The organism is Terriglobales bacterium (assembly GCA_035624475.1).
Lineage (GTDB): Bacteria > Acidobacteriota > Terriglobia > Terriglobales > Acidobacteriaceae > DASPRL01.
The window spans coordinates 1-3,609 of sequence record DASPRL010000061.1 but is presented as its reverse complement, the minus strand read 5'-3'; the positions used below and the strand labels follow the sequence as shown (position 1 = coordinate 3,609).

Here is a 3,609-nt window from a genome sequence, read left to right as displayed (position 1 = left end):
CCCAGCCGGAGGCGCTGGAGCAAGCCCACCGCTGGCTGGACGAGATGGACGCTCGCGTCCAGGCCGCGCCCCTGCGCTCGCTGCTGCAGACCACGCAACTGGCCACCGAAGAGAATCTCCACGATCTCATCGTGCGCTACCTGGCCCGCGAGCCCAAGGACGATTCCCTGCGCGACCGCCTCGATTTCCTGCTGGTGCAGTTTTTCTCGCACTGTGCTTCACCCGTCCTGCACCAGGGAGAGGTCGCCCTGGAGGACGTGGCCCAGGTGATGGAGCCGGTGCTGGGCGAGTGCTCGACCGATCTCCCGGCCTGGCTGCAGCCCCTGGAGGAGGCCTTGCAGGCCCTGCATCGCTGCGGCAGCCTGCGCGAGTTACTGGACCAGGGTGTGCTGCAGCGCGGACGCCAGGTGAAGGTCTCGGCCGGACCGATGTTCTTCGGCTCGGCCCCGCTGCTGGCTTTCGTGCGCTTCAATTTTCTGGTGCGGCGCGCGTTCTTCCGCCTGCTGCAAGGTGATCTGCACGCCATCCGCCATGGCCTGGACGAGCTGGAGCGGCGCGGGATCGAGACCCTGGATTGCACGCGCGCCCAATTGGCCGCGCAGGAACCGGCGAGCCACCTGCGACAGATCTGCCGCGACTGGAGAGAGGCATTCCGCGCTCCCTATCGCGCAGGGGAGAGCTTTCGCCAACTGGCGGAGATCCGGGCTGCGGTGGAAGCCGCACTGGCCGCGGTGGTGCCCGAGGCCGGGCCCGCGCCCGCCGACCGACTGCAGCCGTCGGCCGCCTCCGAAGAGTCGCCGGCGCCGCCCATCGTGGCGCCGCAGAAGGCCGCGGCCCCGCCGCCGCCCCAGGAGGAGCCGCAAGCCCAGGTCCCTGCGGAAGCGCCCAAGCCCGCCCCGGCCGCCAAGCTCGAGCCCTCCCCCCAGCCCTCCCCCCGGCCTCTTGTCCTCGAGATCGAAGAGGCCCAGGACCGCATCGCCGAGCAACTGCTGAAGAACGGCGACAAGAAGTCGATCTCAGTGACCAGCATCGAGATCGGCGGCGCCAAGCTACTGCTCTCTTCCTGGGAGGTGGCGGCGTTCGTGGAGGGCGGCGACCAGCTTTCTGACGCCCTGCAGCGGGCGGTGGCGGCGCGCGCCATCCTGGTGGAGGTCATCGCCGCCTGCCGCAAGCAGCCCGCAGGACGGGCGTCGGCGGGGAGCGACGAGGCTGCCGCCCTGGAGAAGGTCATCGCCGCTGCCAAGGCGGAAGGCGCCACCATGCAGACCGCCGTCGAGGACGCCCGCAACGCCAAGAACATCGATGCCGCCGTGAACCTGGCAGCCACCGCCAAGCGCCTGCAGGCCTCGGCGGATGAGGCCAGGAAGTTCCTGCCCTGAGGGGCCAGAGGGGGAGTTCGCGTGGACCAGCAGACCGTGCTCATCATCGCCGACGAAGCCGAGTTCGCTCGCGTCCTTATGGGGCGCTGGCAGGCCGAGCGCGCCGTTCCCGCCTTCACCGTAGTGAGCAGCGATCTGTGGAAGGGAGGAGGATCTGGCGCCTACGACCTGGCCGTCGTCGGCCCGGTGCGCACCGGGCGCCTGGCAGCGGTGCTGGGCGGCCTGGATGCCACCACCGTCCCGGCTTTTTGCGTCACCGGCGACAGCGGCGTGCTGACCTCGCTTCGCGCCCAGTATCCCCGCATCCCAGTCTTGAGCCAGCAGGGGCCGTGGGCTGAAACCGTGGTGCTGCTGGGGATGGAGATCTTCCGCCGCTTGGAGGCCCAGGCCCGCCTGCGCCGCTCCGAGCAGGCGGCCGCGGTCAGCCGGCGCAACGCCGTTCTGGGCCGCTACATGCTCGACATGCGCCACAACCTCAATAATTGCCTCACTTCCGTGTTGGGCAACGCCGAGCTGTTGCTGCTGGAGCCGGGGGCCTTTTCCGCTTCCATTCGCGATCAGATCAGCACCATCCACTCCATGGCCTTGCGCCTGCACGAGATCATGCAGCGCTTCTCCTCCCTGGAGTTGGAGCTGCAGGCGGAGCAGGAATCTCAACCTGAGACAAGCCCTCCGTCGCAGGCCCTAGCCTCCCAGCTCTGAAGCTCCTGGACCCTATCTAAGTTCTTGTAATTCGGCGACTTAAGAGGTACAAAAAAGGATACCCCCGGGCCCCCGCGGGTGGCCGAGCAATTGCTCCTCTTTCTCCGGAGACTCGGGGAGAGGTTTGCGCTGTGAAGAAGATCCTGATCGTGGACGACTCGCCGGCGGAGATCAAGCTGATGCAGGCGCTTCTGCAGGAAGCGGGGTATCCCTCGGTAGCCATCAACGATCCCACCCGCATCGAGCAGACCATCGATGTGGAGCGGCCCGGTCTCATCCTTTTGGATGTGGTCATGCCGCAGCGCAACGGCTTCCAGGTCTGCCGCGAGTTGAAAGGCAACACTGAGTACAGCCGCATCCCGGTGGTGATGGTGAGTTCCAAGAACACCCCCAGCGACAAGTTCTGGGCCCAGCAGCAGGGGGCGGACGGCTACGTGGTCAAGCCCTTCACCCGGGAAGACCTGCTGGGCGCAGTGCAGAAGTTCTTATGACCGGGAGCTGGAAACCGGGAACTGGGAACTGACCGATGGCCGACGATCCCCAACTCGAACCCCAGCCGGCGGAGACGGAAGCGGGGGCGCTGGCGGAAGCCGCTTTCGAAGAGCGGCCGCCGGAGCGGCAGTACTGCGTCTTTCGCGCCGGGCGCGAGCGCTTCTGCCTCTCCGTGCTCGACGTCGAGGAGGTCGTGGACTGGCCCGCGGTGACCCGCGTCCCTCTGGTCCCCAGCTTCCTGATGGGCATCTTCAACCTGCGGGGCTCGATCGTGCCGGTCATCGACATCGCCTTCACCGAAGGGCGGCGGCCGGACCTCTCTCCCCGCAACGTGGTGGTGGCCTCCCTGCGCGGCGAGGAGGGCCATGAAGACCTGCGCATCGGCATCGCTGCCGACGAGGTCATCGGCACTTACTCGACGACCGAGCCCTTGCTGGTGGACGAGGCCCCGCGCGACGTGCCCCATTGCTGCGGCATGCTGCGCCACGAGGACCGGCTGGCTTTGGCGTTGGACCTGCGCCGCATGACGCAGACGTTTCCCATCCCGGTGATTTGAGCGAGCAGCTTGGCGCGGCCCGCCCGCGCACGGAAGTTCGGAGGACGTTATGAAAGGTCGGTTGAGTTCGACCGTGTGGATCCTGGTGGCCGCCACCCTGGTGGGCATGCTGGTCGTCTTCGTCCTGGGCTTTGGGGCGGGCGCCTACGCACAGGGCCTGCCCTTTTTGGACGCGCTGGGCCGGTACAGCGAGACCGGCACCCGGGCGCTAGGCGCCCTCGCCATCATGGTCGGGGTCTGCTTCGTCCTGTACCTGCTGCTGAGCAGCCGGGTGCTCAAGCCCGCCCGGGAGCTGGCCGAATACTCGGAGAAGCTGGCCGCCGGCGACTACCGCTCCAAGGTGCAGATCGACTCCGCCGACGATTTCGGCTACATCGCCGACAACCTCAACCTCAGCGCCGACAAGGTCTCCAAGGCGGTCTTCAACCAGGAGGCGCAGGAGTCGCTGCAGCGCAGCGTGACCGACTTCCTGACCATCGT

The 3,609-nt window shown here is 67.6% G+C and carries 5 protein-coding genes; all 5 read left to right on the top strand.

The window, feature by feature from the left end:
- On the top strand, positions 1 to 1,379 hold a 1,379-nt coding region (locus VEG08_02815; GenBank protein ID HXZ26912.1), incomplete at its 5' end, for a hypothetical protein.
- 21 nt (positions 1,380 to 1,400) lie between these two features.
- On the top strand, positions 1,401 to 2,081 hold the full coding sequence (locus tag VEG08_02810; GenBank protein ID HXZ26911.1) for a hypothetical protein: 681 nt from the start codon (positions 1,401 to 1,403) through the stop codon (positions 2,079 to 2,081).
- Between the two features lie 131 nt (positions 2,082 to 2,212).
- Positions 2,213 to 2,572, top strand: a complete 360-nt coding sequence (locus tag VEG08_02805) for a response regulator (GenBank protein HXZ26910.1) — start codon at positions 2,213 to 2,215, stop codon at positions 2,570 to 2,572.
- A 35-nt stretch (positions 2,573 to 2,607) separates the two neighbouring features.
- On the top strand, positions 2,608 to 3,129 hold the full coding sequence (locus tag VEG08_02800) for a chemotaxis protein CheW (protein ID HXZ26909.1): 522 nt from the start codon (positions 2,608 to 2,610) through the stop codon (positions 3,127 to 3,129).
- A gap of 49 nt (positions 3,130 to 3,178) precedes the next feature.
- Positions 3,179 to 3,609: HAMP domain-containing protein (locus VEG08_02795; GenBank protein HXZ26908.1), on the top strand; the 431-nt coding region annotated here is incomplete at its 3' end.

Coding starts and splice junctions, on each gene's coding strand:
- VEG08_02800 (HXZ26909.1), top strand. CDS start 2,608: ATGGCCGACGATCCCCAACTCGAACCCCAGCCGGCGGAGACGGAAGCG.